The following is a 23,647-nucleotide window of genomic DNA, read 5'->3' as shown; positions in this document are numbered from 1 at the left end:
CATATAGAATTCCCTTAATATAACTTTTTGGACTAGGTTTATCAATTTTTCAGTTTATCATTTCTGAGAACTATTACTTTTCCGACATCTTGATAAAACATATCTGTTTTGTACATGATATCGTATTTTCAAAGTGATATAATTAAAATACGAGGATAGTATATGAAATTAAATCGCGGGTTATCAAAAAAACATTCTATTCATTTTTTCTTTAAACTCCTACTTGTACTACTATTGATAAATATTTTAATCAATATTGCTATGAGTAACATAACCAGAAATTTTATTAAAAACCAAAATATAGTACACTTACGTAGTTCAATTGAAATTTATGCTGACTCTGTTAATGAGAAATTGCATTCTGTAGAACGCTTTATGTACTCAACAATAACGCATAATGAATCTTTAGAGAAATTAAATCATGTACAAACGTTTCTTGAGTATCAAGAAAATCTTAAAAAAGTTCAAACTAGCTTTACAGAGTTTGAATATCAAAACGAAACCCATATGACATTCTTGTTGGAAACAGATGCCACTGAACATTTTATTAATGTTTCCAATCTTTATATTCCATATGAAGATTATTTACTGTTAAAAACATATCTAAAATCACTAAGTAGCGATATAAGTGACCGTAAATGGAAAAATATAACTACTAAAAATAACGAATACTTAGTTAAATCCGTTCATTACGAAGGAAAAACAATTTATGCTGTCATATCCTCAGAAGATATCCTAAAACCTCTCAATAAACTTAATATTGGTAATAATGGTAAACTCTCCCTAAAAGAGCCTAACAATATACCGTCCGCTAATTACCTAATTCATGCCCAAAATGAAAAAACGCATTTACCTTTCGATATTTATGTTTTAGTCGATTATGCCGAAGTCTTTAGAAATATCACACTCTTAGAAGTATTTTTATCAGCCGTTCCTATCATTATCACAATTTTATCAATCATCATTATCCTGTATATTCGTCAGTGGATGATTAAACCTATAACAAGACTCACTGAACGGCTCTCTCAACTTGGGGACTCCATCCTCCCTTCTGAATTTTTTATATCTGAAGGTATACTAGAAATTGATAAGGCAAATGATAAACTTAATAAAGTAATTTTTGACATGCAAGAATTAAAAATACGAGAATACCATTCACAACTAGAACTTAAGAAGATTGAACTTAATTATCTTAAAAATCAAATCCGACCGCATTTCTACTTAAATATGTTATCAATGATTCATAGTATGCTTCAAACAAAAAACTACAAGGAAATTGAAGAATTAACTATCCTAACTTCAAATTATCTCCGTCATTTATTTATGGCTAATCAAGATTTTTCAGAACTTAAAGATGAAGTTCAGCATATTAAAGATTATTTAGAAATACAACGAATTCGATATGGAAATAGTATCTACTTTTCACTAGACTACAATTCTGATTTACAAAATACTCTTGTTCCATCGTTACTGTTACAAACGTTTATTGAAAACACAATAAAACACGGTTTTTCATTTCAGGATTTATTTACAATTTTACTATCAATAAAAAAAGTAAAAACTGAGGACTCAGATTATATTCAGATTTGTATCGAAGATAATGGTCCAGGTTTCTCTGAAGAAATTTTATCAAAACTAAATCAGAAACAGTCTCTAATAACAGAAGATGGACATCATATTGGGATCACAAACACCATCGAACGTTTAAATCTTCTCTATCCTAATGACTATAGTATTGCATTTGAAAATAATGAAGAAGGTGGGGCTAAAATTCTTTTACTTATTCCATACAAGATTATAGATGGAGGTTATAATGAACATCTTATTAGTTGATGACGATCGTTTTATCATTGAAGCTTTACGAGAGAAAATAAATTGGGCTAAACTACACATTGATACTGTTTATGTTGCCTATAGCCTCACTCAAGCTCAAAATATTATTAGAGAGCATCCTATTGATCTCATGATAAGCGATATAGAAATGCCTCAAGGCAGTGGCCTCGAACTCTTATCTTGGATTAGAAATGAAAAATATGATATAAAAACAATTTTTTTAACTAATTACGCCGACTTCAACTATGCTCAAAAAGCAATTGAATTGCAAAGCTTCGAATACTATCTAAAACCCATTAACTTTGAAAAATTAGAATTTATTATTCAAAAAGCAATCGGTAAAATCGAGAATCATAACTTAACCGGAAAAAATGATGCACTTTTACAAATAGAGGATAATTTCTGGTATGATTACCTTAGAAAACCTCAAATTTCTCGCATTGATGAACTAGAAAACATAGCAAGCAAACAAGATTTTATTCTTAAAAAACACCAATATTTTTTCCTTGCAGTTTTAACAATCGATCTTAATGAAGAAGATTATTCTGCAGAAACTCCATCATGGACTTCTCAACTAAAAAGAGAACTTCAGAGAATTTCACAACCGTCTTATAAGTTGATAAGTTTATTCAAAATGGAAAGTCAGGTTGATCAATATGTTTGTCTCTTTAGAGTAGACTCATCCAAACGTAGTGACAAATTGGCATATGAAATTCATTCTCAAATTTCTAATAATTTTAGTAAATACTCAAATATTATATATAAGAGTTGCCATAAAATATCCGATATTTTATTTCATACTAAAGAACTCTACACTTATAATGAACAGTATGTCTCTTATTGGAATACTATTATATGTCTTCCACATAGTTTCCCAACTTCTTTTAAAACAGAAACTCTTTCAATTACTTTTTTAGATAGCTTAAGCGAATATGAATTAAGAGAAAAAATTAATTCGCTTGCTAATAATTCTCAAATTCCTACTTTCACACTACAACAAATTTTACTAGATTGGACTCAACAAATAGGAATATATCTAGATCAAAAAGGAATTTCGGCACATAAATTGTTCCAAAACAGCACTCATGATTTCTTATTCCAACGACGCTTTCATTCAATTGAATCTTTTCAGGATTACTTTGATTATTACTGGTCACATGCTAAGAAATTTGCAACAAACATTGAAAACCAGAAAAATAGTATTCAACGCATTGTCGAATACATAGATCATCACTACTATGAGGATATAAATCGTTCTATATTAGCAGATATGGTTTATCTCAGTGCAGATCATTTAGCTAGAATTTTTAAAAAAGAAACTGGAGAAACTCTTGTTAAATATATAACGGATAAGCGCATTAATGCTGCTAAATCTCTCCTATCTCAAACAAATATCTCGATATCACAAGTATCTTGTCAAGTAGGGTATGATAATTATTCTTACTTTACTAAAATTTTTAAACAAAGGACTGGACTTTCTCCTGGAGATTACCGTAAAACATATCAAAATAAAATGTAAGCAATCTAAATCATTGAAATGATAAGTAAAATTCAAGATCTGTAGTAATTTTTGAAATTCTACAGTTTTTCCAAAGAGTCTGGGACAAAAAGATTTTGATTTTAGGAATTCTTTATTATAAATTTTAAAAATCGATAGATTAGACAAAAAAGCGAACAAGACGGAATTCTGAGTGTCAGATAACTCGTTTTGTGGCTCTATAATATTTGTAGTGGGTAAATCCCCTATAGATATGATGGAGCCTATTTTGTTGTAGAAAAAAAGTCCCATAAGATCTATAATAAAAAGCGGCCAAACCATCATTAGAAAGAATCATATGGAACAATCACATTTTATCACAAAACTACTTGATATTAAAGACCCTAATATCCAGATTCTAGATATCATCAATAAGGATACTCACAAAGAAATCATCGCTAAACTGGATTATGAGACTCCATCTTGTCCTGATTGCAAGTCAAATGAAGAAATATGACTTTCAAAAACCGTCTAAGATTCCTTACCCTGAAACGACTAACATGCCTACTAGAATTCTCCTTAGAAAACGCCGTTTCAAGTGCTATCAGTGTTCGAAAATGATGGTCGCCGAAACATCTCTCGTCAAGAAAAAATCACCAAATCCCTCGTATTATCAACCAAAAAATTGCTCAAAAGTTGATTGAAAAGACGTCTATGACTGATATTGCCCATCAGCTGTCCATTTCAACTTCAACTGTTATCCGAAAGCTCAACGACTTTCACTTTAAACATGATTTTAACCGACTTCCTGAGATTATGTCCTGGGACGTTGAAACAGTCAGGGGAGTGACTGTTGCAATCGGGAGATGAAGATGAGTTTCATTGCGCAAGATTTTGACAAACTTAATATCATAACTGTTCTTGAAGGCAGGACACAAGCTGTTATCCGAAATCAGTTTCTTCGATACGATAGAGCTGTTCGTTGTCAGGTGAAAATCATTACTATGGATATGTTTGGTCCTTACTATGACTTGGCTAGACAACTTCGCTTTCGAATTTCTAGGCTCAGGCTGAAACAGTCTCCCAGACTGTTTCACTCTCATGTGCTAAAATCGTTCTAGATCGCTTTCACATTGTACAACATCTTAGCCGTGCTATGAGCCGTATTCGTGTCCAAATGATGAATCAATTCGATAGAAAATCCCATGAATACAAGGTATCAAACGTTACTGGAAGCTCATTCAACAAGATAGCCGTAAACTCAGCGATAAGAGATTTTATCGCCCTACTTTTCGTATGCACTTAACGAATAGAGAAATTCTAGACAAGCTTTTGAGTTATTCAGAAGACTTGAAACACCACTATAAGCTCTACCATCTCTTGCTTTTTCACTTTCAGAATAAGGAACCTGACAAACTCTTCGGACTCATTGAGGACAATCTAAAGCAGGTTCATCCTCTTTTTCAGACTGTCTTAAAAACCTTCCTCAAGGACAAAGAGAAAATTGTCAACGCCCTTCAACTACCCTATTCTAACGCCAAATTGGAAGCAACTAATAATCTCATCAAACTCATCAAACGAAATGCCTTTGGCTTTCGAAACTTTGAAAACTTCAAAAAAAGGATTTTCATCACTCTCAACATCAAAAAAGAAAGGACGAAAATTGTCCTTTCTAGAATTTAGCTGACTTCAACCCACTACAGTTGACAAAGAGCCCACCAATTTAAGTATGAAAGTACAAAAAGAACACCCCGAAAGGTGCTCTTTGTGAGTATAGTAATTCTTTCGAAGAACGTTTACTAAACTGTGACGCTTTACGATCTTTTTTCAAGCCTGATTTGGAAAGTACGAGTTTCAGTTGGACTAAAAACAGCGTAATATCAAGGTTTTTCAGAACGATGTCTACTGATTCATTTCATAAAATTTAAATCAATATTTTTTAAATAGTGAAATTTCTTAACGCAAAACTTTCAAGCCTATCCTCTTCCTTCTTATCCTAATAAAGTTTGTAATATTGGAATAACAATGATAAATAGAACCGTACTTAGAGTCACCACATTCGTAGAGAATTCCACATCTCCTTTTCCCTGATTAGCAAGGATTGGGAGAACAGCTAAAGCTGGTGTAGCAGACTGAATCATAAAGGTCTTAAATTCTACTGTCGCCATATTTGGTGCAAAGAACTTCAATACAAGAAGCATGATTAGAGGAGCTAGGATAAAGCGTCCAACCAAAGTGACAATTGTATCTTTATCAAGAGCAATGGTATTCAAGCCTGCCTTTGCAAGAACAATACCAATATAAATCAGAGATAGGGGAGTGACGATATTTCCAACATAGGTTAAGGTATTCGTTACGAAATCAGGAATAGAGATTCGGAGAATCAAAAATAGCAGAGCGGCAAGAAAACCTACAAGCGGAGCTGGTAGCAATTTCTTCCAGTCAAATTTACTTGTCTCCTTGCTTTGACCCGATTTACTGTCGCTCGTCATCAAATACACGCCCAATGTCCAGGTGGAAATCGTATTGGTGATATAGTAAATTAAGAAATACGGAAGAGCCTGATCACCAAAAAGAGCAACGTTTAAAGGTAAACCAATAAAAATAGTATTAGCATTCACAAAGGTATTAATCATGGTCCCTCGCCGTCCTGGACGGACCTTGAAAAGTATAACTGCAATATAAGCTACGATATAGCCCAAGATAAAGGCCACAAATGTATAAAGGAGACCTCCAGAAAGACTGATTAGCTTATCTAGTGTTAGGTATTTCATCACCGACACAAAGATTGACGCTGGCAAGGCTACATTCATGATCAAACGAGACAGGTTAGGTCCAAAGGCATCTCCAAACCATCCCTTCACCTGAAGAATATACCCCAAAACAATGATAGCGATAATCGGAATGATACTCGTAATCGAGGTTAAAAAGAGTGACATAGGTATCCTTTCTATATTACTTAAGTCCACAGCCCATACAAATCTGTCGCTATAGAAGGATAGACAGCAGCAATGAATTATTTATACTCTGGATACCACTTCAAATCACGAACGGCTTTGGCCATATCTGTTTCCTTAGCGCGTGCAAGACCTTGCTCTTGCGCTTTTTTAGCGACTGCTTCTGCTACTTTAATAGAAACATCTGCTACATACTTGAACGGCGGCAAAACAGGAGCTCCTGGTTGGCCTGGATTGACAATACCACTCAATGAATGAGCCGCTGCTCCAATCATTTCATCAGTTAAAAGACTTGCTTCAGAAGCCAGCATACCTAGACCAAGACCTGGGTAAATCAAGGCATTATTGGCTTGACCAATCACATAGTCGACACCTTTATAAGAAACCGCATCAGCAGGAATTCCTGTTGCGACAAAAGCTTTGCCATCTGACCATTCAATCAAATCTTTGGCACTAGCTTCAGCTAGTTTGGTTGGATTTGACAAAGGGAAGATCATCGGACGCTCTGTATTTTCACACATAGCCTCTACTACTTCTTTAGTGAAGGTATTAGGTTGAGTTGAAGTTCCTACAAGAATGGTTGGCTTCACAGTCTTCACTACTTCAAGTAGGTCAGTCAACTTGTCTGCATTACTAAAGTCAGCACGTTTCTTAGCAAAGGGTTTTTGCTCAGGAGTTAGGTCATCCATGTCATCAAAGAGAAGACCTTGTTTATCAACCATAAAGAAACGTTTATAAGCTTCTTCTTCAGAAAGACCCTCACTCACCATTTCACGAAGAACACGAGAGGCAATTCCTGCCCCTGCAGTACCACCACCATAGCAGAGATAAACTTGATCTGTTAATTTTTCGCCACTAATATCCAGTGAACCAAAGATACCACCCAAGGTAACGATTCCTGTGCCTTGAATATCATCATTAAAAGTTGGAATTTGTTTCCGGTATTTTTCAAGAATATTGGCAGCATTCAAGCGGCCGAAGTCTTCCCAGTGAAGGTAGAGTTTAGGAAAGAGACGTTCTGCTGTTTGAACAAATTGGTCAATGAAGTCGTAGTAACGATCTCCGCGAACCCGTTCGTGACGATTCCCTAAGTAATTAGGATTGTTACGAAGTTCTTCACGGTTAGTCCCTGCATCAATAACTAAAGGAAGGACCATAGAAGGATCGATTCCAGCAGCACCCGTGTAGACCATCAATTTCCCAACAGAAATATCGACACCATTTGTTCCCCAGTCACCGATTCCAAGAATTCCTTCTGCATCTGTTACAACAATGAGACGAATCTCGCGATTCCCAGCAGCATTTTTCAAAGTGGCTTCAATATTTTCAGGATGATTGATATAAAGATATCCCGCATATTGTGGATCTACAAAGAGATCACTATAGCCTTCAATGGTATCTGCAATAGTTGGATCGTATACAATTGGATTGAATTCCTCCAAATGTTGAGAAAAGAGGTAATAGAAAAGAGTCCGGTTCGTGTTAAAAATTTCCATTAGGAAAAGACGCTTTTCCAAATCATTGGCTTTTGTTTGCATTTGTGCATAAGTTTGCGCCGCTTGTTCTTCAATGGTTTGAACATAAGGTGGCAATAAACCAATAAGACCTAGTTTCTTCCGTTCCTCTAAGGTAAAGGCAGTCCCTTTATTAAGGAAAGGATTGTTTAAAATATCATGTGCAGTCATAGTGCAACCTCCTTTTTACTTCTATTATACCACTTAAAACGAATTATTTAGAAAACTTTGTTGTTTAAAAAATACAATTGTGTACGCATATGTTATAATGAGTCTACGAGAACAATTTTCTAATAAGCTCTTTTATACTTAGAACACCATTATTATGACACTTTAAGTTGTTATATTTATAAAGTTCTGGACTCATAAAACTCTCAATGATCACTCTTTACTAAAAGTTTCGAGCAAAAGAAACTAATCATACAAATTGGCAATCCGAATTAAAATAAATATCATATAAGTTTGTTATGTAATACTTTGTATTTTTTAAGATGTTTTTTTGTCATGCAAAACTTGTATTCTATTTATATGACGAATAAAAACTATTTACAACAATATATTTCCCAAAAAGTGAAGTATTTTCGAACACAGAAAAAAATGAGCCAGGAAGAACTTTCGGAACAAGCAGGACTTGGGCTTAAGTATATCAATCAACTTGAAAACCAAAATGTGAATCTGACCATTCACAGTCTTGAAAAAGTGATTGTCGCCCTAGAGATGACCCCAGAGGAATTTTTCAATTTTGATAGCCTTGAATCAACCTCTGATAAGACCGACAATCTTTCACTCAAAAGAATCAACATGAAGATTAAACAGCTCCCTATTGATAAACGAGAAAAGATGTTGGTCATTTTTGAAAGTATCTTAGATAACCTTTGATATCCCTGACTCACTTACATTTTAACCGGTGAATACTCGTATAGTCAAATTGTAGGATACGGATAAAAATTATTTATCTGGTGATTTCCACTTATTTTCCTTCTCCAACTAATGAAAGTGAGCCTATATGAATTTAAAAGATCTACAATATTTTTATGACCTCTGCCAGCTTCAATCCTATACAGAAGTAGCAAAACAACATAAAGTCAGCCAACCATCTATTTCTTATGCTATCAAGCGCTTAGAGGAATCTTTTAATTGCAAATTGATTCACCATGATCCTTCACATCGCTCCTTTAAACTAACTAATCAAGGACAAATCCTTCTGAAGCATACAGAACTGATTTTACCTGAGGTCATTTCTACTCGCAAAGAAATTAATCGCTCTTTGGCGCATTGCTCCACTGTAGGATTCCCTCCTATTATCATTCAGTATCTTTTCTCTGTCTTAAATAAAGAAACTGAATTTGATTTTTTAAAAAAGGTACGTCCTATTCGTGGTGGATCCGTAGAATTATTAAACCTTCTCATCAAGGGAGACCTTGATGCAAGCCTACTCGGTTTGATTGAACCACTCAATCATCCTTCAATAGAGACACATGAACTCTTTCATAAAGAACTGTATGTCGTTTTATCTAAGAACCATCCTCTTGCTACTGCTCCTTCCCTCACTTTTGAAGATTTAGTAGATCAATCCTTTATACTTTTAGACGAACACTTTGTTCACCTGAAAGCTTTTGAACTACTTAATCAAAAGCATCAAAACAAGGCAGAAATATTCTTTAAGACTGATGACATTGTCATTCTTAAAGAACTTTTAAAGAAAGAGATTGGCGTTAGTTTACTGGCTGATATCGCACTTTCTGATGAAGATGATGATTTAATAAAAATCCCTCTAATACCGGAGGACCAGATAACATTTACAGTTTATTACGCTTATCTCAAATCAGCTACACTGTCATCAGAAGTAGAAGCCTTATTTAATCTCATTAAATCATATGAATAGAAAAAAACTCTAACTATCAACTACCTGATAGCTAGAGTTTTTTACATTATAGGTATTAGACTAAAGTACGAAGAAATAGGATATGATCGCCGAATTTTTCATTTACCTGATACCATTCAAGGAGATTCCCAATTATAAATCTACAAAGTGTCGATAAAAAAGAACACCCCGAAAGGTGCTCTTTGTAAGTACAGTAATTCTTTCGAAGAGCATTTTGAGTGCAGTGGTTACCTTCCAATCAAACATCGCTTCACTTGTTTTCTTGGGGTAACTGTGCATAGCATATCTCTACGCGACTAAAGTCGCTAGAGCTATCCTAATTGCGCACCGCCAGTTCTCATAGAAAAAAGCACCCATAGGGCAAACCTGTGAGTGCTTTGAAACGTTGATATAATCGTATTGATTAACGTTTTGAGAATTGTGATGCTTTACGAGCTTTCTTAAGACCTGGTTTGACAAGGTTAAATTTCATACATTTAAAGAATAACTTTATATCAACTTTCAATAGCTAATTTCTGCGCTTTTATTTCATAAAATTTATATAGGTTTCATTAAAAAAGGGAAATTTACATTTCTGTTTGTTATAGATAATTAAAATGATTTCAACCGTATCAGACTATATAAAATAATCCCTTATTACACGCTGGTTAAATTTTAAGAGAAGTTGATTCTTTCAATTTCAATTGCAGTTTTAGTCAACTTAAATAATAGGTTGTCAATTTCTTTTGTTTCATCTTCACTTATTGCATCAGGGTAGTATCTTATATAATATCTGCTATTAGGAGGTAGATTAAATATAACTCTCACTTCTTCATTCTCAGTTATTATTTTTTCAAAATTCATTCGAGGATAAACTTTGTACTCCATTATTTTGATATTTGTACCAAACAACTCTAGTGATAATTCATTATGAAGAACCACACCTAGTTCTTTATCTTTTTCTAAATAAGGGTTACTAAAATCAAATTTTTCTTTTTCAAATAGAAAACTAACTTGATCATTATTTCCAATGGATACCATTCTGTTATTTACAAAAGATTCAAATAGTATTTGAGCATAATAAATGTCATCCTTCTCTAATTCATGGGGAAAATTAAACTTAATTCCAAAATATTCTTGTAGTTTTTTTAACGCATTTAAGAATTCATTGTTTTTTTCAAATACATTTGTTTGATGTTTTTCTGGAAGAAAAACTTTACCAAATATAGTTACACCTTCTTTATTAAAAGAACTAATATACCCAAAATTATCGAAATATTGATCTACAGTTTCAATGATATCATAATTTAAGTTCACAGTAAGTTCCATTACACTTGAACTTTCATTAATCAGCATTTCTACTTTGAAAAGACTGTTCTTATCTGAAACTATTTTTAATTCATCAAGACTTGGATATGGAATCCTTTTAATAGGTACCTCAACTTCATTTCCTCCCACTTTAATTTTCAAAGAAGGTAATTCAGGAAATTCTTCTGTTGAAGCAATAAATTGATTAAGAATCTTATCACCACCTATATGAATAATGGTTGGAGGATCATTTTGTAATTCTTCATCTAATTTAAAACATTTTTGTGTTCGGTACATAGCTTCAAGTAATTCTTCGATACTTTTAATTTCTATACCTTCAAATATTAATGGAAACTTTATTCTTATTTGAAAGCTATTTTTTTCTTTATTACTTTTGGGCCGTAAAACATATATATCTTTGCTGCCCTCAAGTAATTCATATGAATAACCTTCGGGGGCATTTTCGTTTAAATGCTTTTTTAAAGCTCTAGGAGCCTTAATTTTCCTAGAATCACTTTTTGAAAAGACTGATTGAAATTTTGAATTAGTCATTTACCAATCCTCCTTTAATTCATCAAAAACCATTATTTTAGAGATTAAAACATCTTTTTCTTGTAAAGAGAGTCTCTTTCCCTTCTTTTTTCTTCTAATAAAGTTAATTAATCTATCCCTATTCTGAACACTATCTACAAATATATATCTTATATCCTCAACTTCAAATTTCAAAACTCCTTCTTTTGTATTTAGAATACTATCAGTATAAATATGGCTCAGTTCTTCTGCTTTTTTATCATTCTCATCAATAAGCATTAAAGGTAGTTCGGCCTGATTAATATTAGGGATATATCTCCACTCATGTTCATCTTGAAAATTTTTCTTAACCTTTATTGTCTTGTTATCATGATCTTTACGTTTCATCACTCCACAATATGGTTTAATTATTCTAATATATTCAAAAATAAAATTTGTTAAAACACTAACATCAACATTTTCACTTGTTTCATAAGAATATTGGTCAATCAGAAAATTCATTGTACTACTTAGGTCTTTCACATTAATTGAATTCTCGTTTAAATAATGGATAGGTTGAATACCTTTCTTTATACCAAATTCTTTGTGAAATGCTATTGAAAACTTCCCATAGCCCAAATCATTAGGATCCAAAGGGTTACCCTCAGCATGATAACTAATTTGGTGTAACGGTATATCACAAAAACATGTCATAGGGATATACCATTCAGTTAAAGGTTCTGAGTTATATTTTAGATCTAAATATTCGACTTCCTCTGGATAATATCTCGGACAAATATACATATTAAGTAGAATATTCTCTAAATAGGAATACTCCCTCATAAAATTAAAAAGTGCATTAGCAGTAATTTTTGATAGTTCATTTTTACTTTTATCAATACCTGTTGCATGTAGAATATTTTTGGTCATAATAATCTCCTAGTAAATTGAATTTCTTTTTTCAATGGATAGAACATCTTATTTTTTGTTAAAAATTTATGACATCCTTAACTTTCCAAAAAATATTTAAACAATTACAAATTGTTATCTTTTTGATACTTTCCTAAAGTGGTTTCAACCAGAGCCTTGAATTCATTATCACTTAGTCTTAAATTATTTTTACAAAAATTTCTTCCAAAATAACCACTTTGTCCATTATATTCTTTTTTTCTAACAGTTATAAAATAATCTTCATGTAAATCATACAGGATATTATCTATTTCTTCTGACGTTAAACCCAGATCATATTTTAAAACCTTTGATAGAGATGGTAACCAGAACGTATTAAATCTTCTAAAAATAAAAATAGGCTTATTTTTTGAAGTAAGTATATGGCTGACTATTCGCCAAATAATAATTCTTGCACTTAACAAACTGACTTTTGAATCTGAATTGACCAGCTGGTTTGTAAAATTTTTTTCTCCTCTAGGGCCACTAATATAATTTGGATTCTGACTCCTAAAAGGAAATGCTTCAATATTAGCTATTTGCTTCGATATTTTTTCTAAGTGATTCCATTCATCAATATCAAGCGTTTCTATCAGCTTTTTTAGAGTTCCTTTCTTGTTTAAAGACTCCATTAAAAAGTGTGGTAAATAATGACTAAAATAATAACCATTTTCTTTCACCTTAGTTTCTCTTACAATTCTCAACTCATTATAGAGAATACTACTAGTATCCTCAACATCCACAATATGCTTCTTCAAATATTGAGCATCCTTCAATAAATTCTCATCCGAATCAATAATTTTTAGAGAATCATCATTGGTTATTAATTCTCTTGCATTTTTGTAGTATGTGAGAATACCACTTGATCGATTTGTTTTGAACTTTGCAATATTAGGATTAACTAAACAAAGAAAGAGTGTTGCTGTATCAATATTTCCTTTTATATGATTTGGAACACCATATCTAATACTCTTTTCAGTACTATTGGGCAAATTTTCCTCAATATTCAACCAAGAAAATGTAGTACTGTCATTTTTCAAAGAATCCAAAAAATTAGCAATTAGCGGATCTACATTTTTGTCATCCCACGGACTATATTTCTGAAATAGTTTAGAAGAACTCTCAATTACACCCAATTTTTCAATGTACGTGTTAGCTAATTTACATAAACTCTTTTTTTCACTGTAAAGTTGTTCTCTTGCTGTTCTCATTTGTAACTTAGTCTATTCCTCACATTTTTAAATCCTTTTTACATTAATTTCATTATAACACTAAATATTAGCAAATTCCGATATCTTTTAAAAAATTTGTGCCTCCATTGTAACCATATCCATCATACTATTTTGTATAACTTTCCGAAAAAGACTTATTTTTCCGAAAGTTTTATATTTGCTGTTATAATAGACATTTCTAGATATTTCCATTATATAGTGGTTGCCATCCAATCAAACATCGCTCTACTTGTTTTCTTGAGGCAACTGTGCATAGCATATCTCTATGCGACTAAAGTCGCTAGAGCTAGCCTAATTGTGTACCGCCAGTTCTCATACAAAAAAACACCTTGCAAGTTGCAAAGTATTTTCGTTTGTATTGTGCTTCCCAGCAACGAATTAACGTTTTGAGAATTGTGATGCTTTACGAGCTTTCTTAAGACCTGACTTGGAAAGCATGAGTTTCAGTTGGACTAAAAACAGCGCAATATCAAGGCTTTTCAGAACTAAAACTACTTATTCATTTCATAAAATTTGAATCAATATTTTTTAAATAGGGTAATAGTTCAGTTCTGTATGCTGATAATATACAAAAGGAACACTTCAGTCTTTGAAGCGTTCCTTTTGCATTCTTGCAAAAAAATTATATCGTTAAAATTTAAACTCTAGAAAATGACTTATCTTTTTTTCAAATCTGTCGCTACCTATGCCATGTTTAAAACCGTAAGTCTCATACATAGAATTTTTCATTACATATTGAATAGATTTCATAACACTTTTTTTATCATTTGATAATGTGAGATATAGTTGTTGCAACTCTTCTAACGAATTCCTTTCTAACATTGCCATCCACATTCTTAATATACTTACAACAACATCCGATAATTGAATAAAAACATCATTATCAGACTTTACAAATTTGTAATTCGCTTTTTTCCCAGAAAATTCTACAGGAGATTCTTCTAGTTTTTCTTGAATAGTATATTCTTCATCAAATATGTGCTCTGAATTGTAGTAACTAACTATGGAATTTGCATACACAGAATAGTAATTTTCAATCATAAGACCAGCTTTATTCGATGTTGGCAATATTAAATCTTTTTTTTTATGAGCTTTAAGTGACTGCCTTATGTATTCCATATTAAAATCCACAACAGTTGGATTAAATCTCTCAATCCAACTTAACAATTCATTAATAAATTGCTCCTGATTGGTAACATTAGGGTATTCAAAATACTTCATGAAATTTACAAACCAATCTTTATCTTTTTTTATATAATAATACAGTGAATTTTTTAAGTCTCTACTAAAATATAACCCTCCAATAGCCGATTCTGGCAACATATCAATTATATCAACTATACTAAAATAAAAATTATCTAAATATGTGTAATGTATCCAACAGTTATTTTTTTCCAACCACTCAACAAAGATTTTAAACTTCGGTTTAGAAAGTAATTCTATAAAATTTTTAGACTTTTGCTGAATATGCTTAAATTTTATCTCTCTCATATTGAACTGCAATTTTAAATTATCAACCAGTTCATCTGTAATGCTTTGCTGTAAGATTTTTCCTTTTTCAAAAGCTAGACCACCCAAAATAAAATATGCATGTTCGTCAAAATTAAAGCCTTCTTCTGTCAACTTAAAAACTCTAGCATTATTGGTTTCATCATAGTATAAGACATACTCTTTATCCATATTTGGAATATTATGCAAACTAGCAATATTCTCTATCATTCCTGTATAATCCATTCCACTTACCTCAGAATTCTAAAATTTCCATTCTTCTTGTATTTCTAAAAATGCAGCCCTCAGCTCCGCTATTGCTTTGTACCTCAAATTATGATTAGAATTCAAGCCTTTTTCCATAAATTCTTTTAGTTTTGGAAAATCAAATTTATTCATATTTTTATATCTTCCAGTTAAAACAAAATAAATTAATTTCGAGAGTGCGTAATATTCGTATTGCTTGTTGTAATTTTTAAACCCTTCTGTACTTAAACTAGATACATCATTAAAATATCCACGAACTTCTGTTTCTAATGATGTCAGCTGGCTATCAACTGTTTTAACTAATCCAAAGTCAGCAATTTTTACGACAACCTCATCTTGATATTTTTTGAGTAAAACATTTTTGGGACTAATATCTCTATGCAAAACCCCAATTCTGTCAAACACTTCAAAAGCCCTAATTATTTGTAAACAGAGCTTTCTACGTATCATAAAATTGAGCTTCTGATTATTCTTCAAAATAAAATCATATAATGAAAAATCTGCGAACTCCATGAAGTATTCATTTTTATTTTTATCTAAACGATAAACTTCTAATACATAAGGAGAATTTATGGATTTCATAACTTCATACTCTTTATAAAATCTCTCCAACTCTTTAGCATCTAAATCAGTCCTAGCTCTTTTCACAACAAAATATTTATCATAGAAATCATCAAAGTATTTAAAAACCTGAGCATACGACCCTTCACCAATAGGGAACAATTTAAAACCAGATTCAACTCCCCCACTTTTTTTATTAATAGTATCTCCAATAAAAAATATAGGTAGTTCGTATTTAATTTCATTTTGCTCCATATCTGTAGGAATAGAACTTCCATTATACTCCATAAGGAATTGATTACATTTTTGAAATATTTCACCATATTCTTTATCAACTGTAAAACCAATATTCTTTAATTCCGAAATCTTTGATAACCTATCCACAATGTTGATACAAGCCAGCAATTTCCTACTTGAATCCGCCAAATAGTAAAAATTTTCCTGCTTCATTCTAGAGTTCATTTCACGCAAAAGTAGATTTACATGGTAATGAATACTTGATAATAGCAAAGAAAGACGTTCTCCAAAATCTTCTTGATATAGATACTGATTGTCTGATTGAAATCCATTTGAAAATGTCTCAATAAAATCAACTTCTATTGATTTTATTTTATTAGATAACTCTGCAGTCATATTTCCATCAATTATGCTCATGATACACCATTTCCTTACTACATGTTACTAAAACCAAGCACCTTAATATTGCTTACATAAGGTGATGGTTCTTTGTCATAAACCTATTATAATATTTTTCTTTTTTATATTCTACTTATCCATATCTCTCAGCGCATACTCGCATGCTTGAATGACAAAGCTTGAAAAAGTTACACCCTTGTCTTGTATTGCTTTCTCAATTTCTTCAATCAGTAGAATTAAAGCTAATAAAAAACTAGCTCTCAAAGAAAGTAAAAAGTTTGAAGAATTAGCATTAAATGAGGAGTAACTTAAACAATGGCTACAAGCATTTGATGAAGATCTAAAAAATGATCGAATGGAATTAAAAGATTATGCTTTGTTCTATACGACATTCTTTTTATCATATAGAAAATCAGAAACCTATGCTCTCCAATGGAAACATATCAATTATTAAAAAAATGAAATTCTCATTGAACAAACATTAGACAAATTCGGGAATCTGAAATCAACCAAAGGAAATAAAAAAACTCTATTTAAAGCTCCTAAAGAACTAATAAATATCCTGACCGATTGGAAAATAGAACAAAAAAGCAACTAAAGCTGTTTGGAATCAGACAGAATGAAAAGCAATTCGTTTTCACATACAATAATAGAAAAAACGGTATTAACGTTCCACTTCATATTGATTACCTTAATCATCGAATGAATACTATTCGAAGAAGACATCCGGAACTTCCTCCAGCATCTCCTCACAAATTAAAACACACTGGAGCAACTTTGGCAAGACGGGCTGGAACATCATTAAATGCTATTTCAGAAGCACTTACTCATAGTGACATCTAAATAACGAAGACTTATGTCAATACTACAGAAACAGTAAATCAAACAGCAGGAGAAATAGCCTTTAGAAGTCTCAAAAAGCAATAGGGTGAACTTGGGGTGAATTTTGGGGTGAACTTTAGTTTTTTGAACACAAAAAGACATCCAAGAGAAAATTCTTGAATGTCTGTAAACGTTGATATAATCGTGTCGATTAACGTTTTGAGGCAACTGACTCTGTCAGGTTTCAGCCACATTTGTAAGCGACTAAAGTCGCAACAACTGTGTCAATTGCACCAATTTAAGTATGAAAGTACAAAAAGAACACCCCGAAAGGTGCTCTTTGTAAGTATCGTAATTCTTTCGAATTAACGTTTACTAAATTGTGATGCTTTACGAGCTTTCTTAAGACCTGGTTTCTTACGTTCAACTTTACGTGAGTCACGTGTAAGAAGTCCTGCGCGTTTCAATGAATCGCGGAAGTCTGGGTCTACTTGAAGAAGGGCACGAGCGATACCGTGACGGATAGCTCCTGATTGACCAGCGTATCCACCACCTACAACGTTAACGAAAACGTCGTATGAACCTACAGTTGAAGTAACTGCGAATGGTTGGTTGATGACAAGACGAAGGTCAGCGTGTGGGATGTACTCTTCAACATCTTTTTTGTTAACAGTGATTTTACCAGTTCCTGGAACAAGGCGAACGCGTGCAACAGCGTTTTTACGACGTCCAGTACCTGCATATTGTGCTTGTGACATACTTTATTGTTCCTTTCCTTAGATAAGTCCTGAAATGTCAAGAACTTCTGGTTGTTGTGCAGCGTGAGTGTGCTCAGCTCCAACGAATACTTTCAATTTCATACCTTGAGCACGGCCAAGAGTATTGTGTGGAAGCATACCTTTAACTGATTTTTCGATCAAACGTACTGCATTTTTAGAACGAAGTTCACCAGCAGAGATTTGTTTCAATCCACCTGGGTGGTTTGAGTGAGTGTAGTAGATCTTATCAGTTGCTTTTTTACCAGTCAATTTAACTTTTTCAGCATTGATAACGATTACGAAGTCACCTGTATCAGTGTGTGGTGTAAATGTTGGTTTGTTTTTTCCGCGAAGTACGCTAGCAACAACTGCTGAAAGGCGTCCAAGAGGTACATCAGTTGCGTCAACAACGTACCATTTGCGTTCTACTTGGCCTGGTTTAGCCATGAATGTAGTTTTGTTCATGATTTCTCCTATATGAATATCGTTTTTGTTTACTGGGCGGATGTTCCGGTCCGCGGGGTATTTGAAAGGTTCCGGGGCCTTACAAATGGGGTAAACAATACCGTCTACTATCATACCAAATTTTACTACTAAAAGTCAATAGATATGTAAAATATTTTTACCGATTTCGGTGTTTAACATCTAGAAAAACCTCGCTTTTGCGAGGCTCTCCTATTTGTAAGCTAAGGCACGTTTAAAGGTTTTCCAGATTCCCAAATCATCCGTTTGAAGGACTAGGCTGGCATACATACGTCCGATAAAGACTGTCGCAGTGACTGCAAAAGCAATCGTTATGGCAAGAGAAATCCAAGCTTCCAGACCACTTGCATAACCATTTATAGCTCTAAATGGCATAAAGAAGGTCGAAATGAAAGGAATGTAGGAACCAATTTTCAAAACTAAATTGTCACCAGCAGCACCTAGAGAAGTTACACCGACAAATCCTGCTATAATCAAGATCATCAATGGCGACAAGGCCTTTCCTGAATCCTCAGGGCGAGAAACCATGGATCCTAGGAAGGCTGCCAAAACAACGTACATAAAGAGACTAACCAAGACAAACAATAAGGTATTGAGCGAGAAGGCCTCTCCCAAGTGGTTTAAAATACCAGATTGTGCCAAGATAGGGATATCTTTAAAGAGCAGAATGGCAGCAAGTCCACCCACGACGTAAATCCCAATATGGGTCAAAATCACAAGAAGCAGAGCCAGCATGCGAGCGTAGAAATAATGACTAGCTCTGATACTAGAAAAGACCACTTCCATGATTTTGGTTCCTTTCTCGCTGGCTACTTCCTGAGCAGTGACGCTAGCATAAGTAATCAAAATCATATAAAGGAAGAAACCGAGCCCTGCGGCCGCAATGGTTTGAACAATTTTTTTATTTTCCTTGGATTCATCAATCTTCTCAGTGAAGTCAACGGTTTGGCTCAAGCGTTTTTCCTGTTCTTGAGACAAATTGGCTGCTGAGCGATTGAGTTGGTATTGCAGTTCATTTAACTTATTGGTTACTGCTAGTTTGATGCCACTTTCAAGAGAGGTTTCACCATGATAGACGGCTTTGATGACACTATCCTCTTGGTCGACGGTTAGGTAACCCTTGATTTTCTCATCCTTGATAGCAGTTTGGGCACTGGCTTCATCCTTATAATCAAAGTTGATACCATTAGTACCCTTGAGCCCTTCTTCCACAGATGGCACTGTTGTTACTACCGCTATCTTGCTATTCTTGGCCATAGAAGACCCTTGGAGATAGCCGATTCCTACAGATAAGGCTAAAAAGAGGAACGGCGAAATCACCATAAAGAAGAAACTCCACGACTTGACATGTCGAAGATAGGTTTCCTTCATTACAATCCACATATTTCTCATACTTCCACCCCTGATTCTAGTTTAAAGATTTCATCGATTGTTGGAGCTTGTTGGTCAAAGGTCGCGATGTATTGACCTTGAGTGAGGATTGGGAAGAGTTCTCTTCCAGCGCTCTCATCATCTAGGATCAATTTCCAACTGCCTTGCTTGGTCAAGCTAACCTGTTTGACGTGAGGAAGTTTTTCCAATTCTTCCTTGCTTCGTTCACTTGAAACAAAGAGACGTGTTTTCCCGTATTGATTGCGAACATCCTGAACTGGTCCATGCAAGACCACACGTCCATCTCGTATCATCAGAATATCATCGCAAAGCTCCTCAACATTGGTCATGACATGGTCAGAAAAGATAATGGTCGCACCACGCTCTTTCTCTTTCAAGATGACCTGTTTGAGCAACTCAGTATTGACTGGATCCAAACCACTAAAAGGTTCATCCAAGATAATCAAGTCTGGCTCATGGATTAGGGTGATAATCAGCTGAATTTTCTGCTGATTCCCTTTGGAGAGGCTCTTGATTTTGTCGGTCAATTTGCCCTTCACTTCCAATTTTTCCATCCATTGAGGGAGTTTTTCCTTGACCTCCTTAGCATCCATGCCTTTTAGAGTAGCCAAGTAGCGAACTTGCTCAAGGACTGTCAACTTGGGCATGAGGCTACGTTCCTCAGGCAGATAGCCAATCCGAGCGTAGGTTTCCTGACGAATCTCCTGCCCATCCAGACTGATTTCTCCTTGATACTCCAAAAATTTCAACATACTGTGGAAAATCGTTGTTTTCCCAGCACCATTTTTCCCGACCAGTCCCAGAATCCGTCCTGGGCTTGCCTGAAAATCGACACCAAACAAGACTTGCTTGGAACCGAAACTTTTCTCTAGATTTCTTACTTCTAGCATTTTCCACCTCCGAAATATGTTGCACTTATTATACTCCTTTTTGATAGCCTTTACAAGAATTTATGTACATTTTTATCTTATTCATCCTTCCTTAAAAACTAAACTCTCTAAGGATTTTAAGTACCCAAGTGATAGAACAATTATAGCCCATTAAAGTGCATACAGGTGCTTTTACTCCCCAATTGCCCATTTTTGATCCTGAATTGTCATTTTGAAAAGCAAGAATCCACCCCGAAGGATGGATTGGTGAGTTAACGCACTTCTGCCTTGACTTTTTCTTCAAGTGATGCTTGGATTTTTTCCATGTAGCGTGCGACTTCTTCATCGGTCAGGCTATCTTCTGGATTTTGGAAGGTCAAGCTATAGGCCATTGACTTCATACCAAGTCCCAATTTTTCGCCTGAGAAGACGTCAAAGAGTTTGATATCTGTCAAACGTTTCACGCCGGCAGCTTGGATTGCGTCTACAACTTCTTGGTGAGTGACTTCTGCCTTGAGAAGTAGAGCAATATCACGACTAACAGCTGGGAATTTGGTAATTTCCACAAATGGAGCAGCAGGTTGAAGCGCAGCTTCGATGGCTGAAAGGTTGAGCTCAGCTACATACGTTTCTGGGATATCATAGGCCTTCGCAGTGACTGGATGCACTTGGCCAAGGAAACCAAGAACTTGGTCACCGAGCGAAATCACGGCTGTACGTCCTGGATGGAGGCTTGCCATCTCTGCTGTTGCTGTATAAGTCACTTCAAGCCCCAAGCTAGCAAAAAGCGCTTCAAGGATTCCCTTAGCATAGAAGAAATCAACTGGAACTGCTGCCGTTTGGAAGTCTTTTTCAGCAACCAAGCCTGTCAAGGCAAAGGCAAAGCTGTTGATTTCGTTTGGTAGGTCTTCTTTTGGATTGCCTGTTTGTTCAAAGACTTTTCCAATCTCATAAAGAGCCAAGTTTTTGTTCTTACGAGCCACGTTGTAGGCCACCGTATCAAGGATACCAGAAATCATATTTTGACGGAGGACAGAACGGTCCACAGTCATTGGCCACATAAGTTCTGTAAGGTTACTTGGTTGAGCCGTAAACTCAACTGCTTTTTCAGGAGTTGTCAGAGCGTAGGTGATGATCTCTGTCAAACCTGCTCCTTCGGCAATAGTACGAACTTGACGACGAAGTTTTTGTGTCGCTGTCAATTCACCTGCTGTACCGTCATCTTTTGGAAGACTGGTTGGCAAGCGGTCATATCCATAGATACGAGCGATTTCTTCAAAGAGGTCTGCTTCGATAGTGATATCCCAACGACGACGGGGTACGCTGACTGTAAATGATTCTGCATTACCAGAAAGACCAAAACCAAGACGACGGAAAACATCTTCTACATCAGCGTATGAAAGTTCCGTACCAAGGACACGGTTGACGTCAGCCAGAGTTGAAGATACTTCTACATCTGAAGTGTCAAGCTCACCCGCTGAAACGATGCCCTTACGCACCGTCGCATCTGCAAGCTCAGCAATCATGCTAGCTGCAGCATCAAGAGCTTCATTGACTGTTGCCACATTGATCCCTTTTTCAAAGCGAGAAGACGACTCAGAACGAAGATTCAAGCGACCGCTGGTCTTACGAATGGATGTGCCATTGAAAACAGCAGCTTCTAACACAACACGACTAGATTTTTCAGAGATTTCTGTAGCCTCTCCACCCATGACACCTGCAAGGGCGACTGGCTTGTCAGCAACAGTGATGACTAAGTCATTTGCTTCCAACTCGCGTTCTTCACCGTCTAAGGTCACCAATTTTTCACCAGCATGCGCTTCACGTACACGGATGTCAGTCCCTTCAAAGGTATCCAAGTCAAAGGCATGCATGGGTTGACCAAAGTAAAGCAAGATGTAGTTGGTCACGTCCACTACGTTATTGATTGGACGAATACCTTCATTCATGAGAAGGTTTTGCAACCATTGTGGACTTGGTGCGATGGTCACATTGTCCAAGATACGGGCCGCATAGTATGGCGCCTTATCTGTTTCAATGCTGACAGAAAGAACATCTGTAGCGGCTTGGTCTGTTTCTGAAAGAGCAAATTCTTTAAAGTTAACTGCCTTGTCATAGATAGCTGCTACTTCGTGAGCCACACCCTGCATAGAAAGAGCGTCCGCACGGTTTGGCGTGATAGAAAGTTCGATGATTTCATCATCCAAGTCTAGGTAAGAAAAGACTTCGTCCCCAGGAACTGCATCTTGAGGCAAGATTTGGATACCATCTGCGAATTCCTTTGGTACAACAGAGTCAGAAATTCCCAATTCACCAAGGGAACAGATCATTCCAAGTGACTCCAAGCCACGGATTTTCCCTTTTTTAATCTTGTAATTATCAGCAATACGAGCTCCCGGAAGTGCCACCATGACCTTGATACCAGCACGCACATTTGGGGCACCACAAACGATTTGACGGGCTTCTTCTTCGCCAACGTTAACCTGACAGACATGCAAGTGAGTTTCTGGCACATCTTCGCAAGACAAAACCTCACCGACGACAATTTTTGAGAGACCGGTAGCCGGTGATTCGACACCTTCTACCTCGATCCCTGTAGTTGACATTTTTTCAGCCAACTCTTGTGATGGTACATCAATGTCCACCAACTCTTTTAACCATTTATAAGATACTAACATAATTCTGATTCTAAGATCCCATCAAGTAAGATCTTTTCAATTCCTTTCTT

Annotated in this window: 16 protein-coding genes and 3 pseudogenes; 6 read left to right on the top strand and 13 right to left on the bottom strand. The window is 35.0% G+C overall.

Features of this window, described 5'->3' with window-relative positions; genetic code table 11:
* The first annotated feature begins 162 nt into the window (after positions 1-162).
* The 3 genes and pseudogenes from M1F97_RS05920 to M1F97_RS05910 all read left to right on the top strand — a co-directional run bounded on the left by M1F97_RS05920 (position 163) and on the right by M1F97_RS05910 (position 4,993).
* Positions 163-1,833, top strand: coding sequence for a sensor histidine kinase (locus tag M1F97_RS05920; protein WP_247944508.1), 1,671 nt, complete (start codon positions 163-165; stop codon positions 1,831-1,833).
* The gene (locus M1F97_RS05915; protein ID WP_247944507.1) at positions 1,814-3,352 is read left to right on the top strand and encodes a response regulator transcription factor; all 1,539 of its coding nucleotides are present in this window, start codon (positions 1,814-1,816) and stop codon (positions 3,350-3,352) included. The genes M1F97_RS05920 and M1F97_RS05915 overlap by 20 nt, the downstream gene beginning before the upstream one ends.
* 316 nt (positions 3,353-3,668) lie before the next feature.
* Positions 3,669-4,993: pseudogene (locus M1F97_RS05910) on the top strand (transposase).
* Between the two features lie 308 nt (positions 4,994-5,301).
* Here the strand turns inward: M1F97_RS05910 and M1F97_RS05905 are convergent.
* Both M1F97_RS05905 and M1F97_RS05900 read right to left on the bottom strand, forming a co-directional pair.
* Entirely contained in the window at positions 5,302-6,249 is a 948-nt protein-coding gene (locus M1F97_RS05905; RefSeq protein WP_247944506.1) for an AEC family transporter, read from the bottom strand.
* Positions 6,250-6,326: 77 nt separating this feature from the next.
* Positions 6,327-7,952 carry a malolactic enzyme gene (locus tag M1F97_RS05900; protein ID WP_247944505.1) on the bottom strand — a complete coding sequence of 542 codons (1,626 nt, stop codon included), beginning with the start codon at positions 7,950-7,952 and terminating at the stop codon, positions 6,327-6,329.
* A gap of 357 nt (positions 7,953-8,309) precedes the next feature.
* Between M1F97_RS05900 and M1F97_RS05895 the strand changes: the two genes are divergently transcribed.
* Both M1F97_RS05895 and M1F97_RS05890 read left to right on the top strand, forming a co-directional pair.
* Complete coding sequence (locus tag M1F97_RS05895) at positions 8,310-8,660, top strand: helix-turn-helix domain-containing protein (RefSeq protein WP_025168989.1); 351 nt, start codon at positions 8,310-8,312, stop codon at positions 8,658-8,660.
* Positions 8,661-8,787: 127 nt separating this feature from the next.
* Positions 8,788-9,666, top strand: coding sequence for a LysR family transcriptional regulator (locus M1F97_RS05890; protein WP_247944504.1), 879 nt, complete (start codon positions 8,788-8,790; stop codon positions 9,664-9,666).
* A gap of 654 nt (positions 9,667-10,320) precedes the next feature.
* Here the strand turns inward: M1F97_RS05890 and M1F97_RS05885 are convergent.
* The 6 genes and pseudogenes from M1F97_RS05885 to M1F97_RS09210 form a co-directional block, all read right to left on the bottom strand.
* Positions 10,321-11,505, bottom strand: coding sequence for an abortive infection system toxin AbiGii family protein (locus M1F97_RS05885; protein WP_247944503.1), 1,185 nt, complete (start codon positions 11,503-11,505; stop codon positions 10,321-10,323).
* Positions 11,506-12,393, bottom strand: a complete 888-nt coding sequence (gene abiGI, locus M1F97_RS05880; protein WP_247944502.1) for an abortive phage resistance protein AbiGI — start codon at positions 12,391-12,393, stop codon at positions 11,506-11,508.
* A gap of 104 nt (positions 12,394-12,497) precedes the next feature.
* The gene (locus M1F97_RS05875) at positions 12,498-13,622 is read right to left on the bottom strand and encodes a hypothetical protein (RefSeq protein ID WP_247944501.1); all 1,125 of its coding nucleotides are present in this window, start codon (positions 13,620-13,622) and stop codon (positions 12,498-12,500) included.
* 651 nt (positions 13,623-14,273) lie between these two features.
* A complete protein-coding gene (locus M1F97_RS05870) occupies positions 14,274-15,377 on the bottom strand; it encodes a DUF3800 domain-containing protein (RefSeq protein ID WP_247944500.1) in 1,104 nt (367 codons plus the stop codon).
* An 18-nt stretch (positions 15,378-15,395) separates the two neighbouring features.
* On the bottom strand, positions 15,396-16,613 hold the full coding sequence (locus M1F97_RS05865; protein ID WP_247944499.1) for a protein kinase family protein: 1,218 nt from the start codon (positions 16,611-16,613) through the stop codon (positions 15,396-15,398).
* Between the two features lie 111 nt (positions 16,614-16,724).
* Positions 16,725-16,826, bottom strand: a pseudogene (locus tag M1F97_RS09210) (YlcI/YnfO family protein); the annotation flags it as partial.
* Here M1F97_RS09210 and M1F97_RS05860 point away from each other — a divergent pair.
* Positions 16,819-17,522: pseudogene (locus M1F97_RS05860) on the top strand (tyrosine-type recombinase/integrase); the annotation flags it as partial. The pseudogenes M1F97_RS09210 and M1F97_RS05860 sit on opposite strands and share 8 nt — an antisense overlap.
* A 260-nt stretch (positions 17,523-17,782) precedes the next feature.
* On the opposite strand, the gene rpsI reads toward M1F97_RS05860, so the two are convergent.
* The 5 genes from rpsI to pheT all read right to left on the bottom strand — a co-directional run bounded on the left by rpsI (position 17,783) and on the right by pheT (position 23,597).
* Entirely contained in the window at positions 17,783-18,175 is a 393-nt protein-coding gene (gene rpsI / locus M1F97_RS05855; protein WP_000075973.1) for a 30S ribosomal protein S9, read from the bottom strand.
* 18 nt (positions 18,176-18,193) lie between these two features.
* Positions 18,194-18,640 carry a 50S ribosomal protein L13 gene (gene rplM, locus M1F97_RS05850; RefSeq protein ID WP_001044624.1) on the bottom strand — a complete coding sequence of 149 codons (447 nt, stop codon included), beginning with the start codon at positions 18,638-18,640 and terminating at the stop codon, positions 18,194-18,196.
* Positions 18,641-18,850: 210 nt separating this feature from the next.
* Complete coding sequence (locus M1F97_RS05845; RefSeq protein ID WP_247944498.1) at positions 18,851-20,050, bottom strand: ABC transporter permease; 1,200 nt, start codon at positions 20,048-20,050, stop codon at positions 18,851-18,853.
* Positions 20,047-20,940, bottom strand: a complete 894-nt coding sequence (locus M1F97_RS05840; protein ID WP_000895273.1) for an ABC transporter ATP-binding protein — start codon at positions 20,938-20,940, stop codon at positions 20,047-20,049. Before M1F97_RS05840 ends, M1F97_RS05845 begins: the two co-directional genes overlap by 4 nt.
* Before the next feature lie 251 nt (positions 20,941-21,191).
* Positions 21,192-23,597 (bottom strand): phenylalanine--tRNA ligase subunit beta, encoded by a 2,406-nt coding sequence (pheT, locus tag M1F97_RS05835; RefSeq protein ID WP_247944497.1) that lies wholly within the window; start codon positions 23,595-23,597, stop codon positions 21,192-21,194.
* Positions 23,598-23,647 lie beyond the last annotated feature (50 nt).

This window comes from Streptococcus oralis (genome assembly GCF_023110435.1).
Taxonomy (GTDB): Bacteria; Bacillota; Bacilli; order Lactobacillales; family Streptococcaceae; genus Streptococcus; species Streptococcus oralis_CF.
Note: the sequence above shows the minus strand (reverse complement) of the source record. Positions and strands in the feature narration are given on the sequence as shown.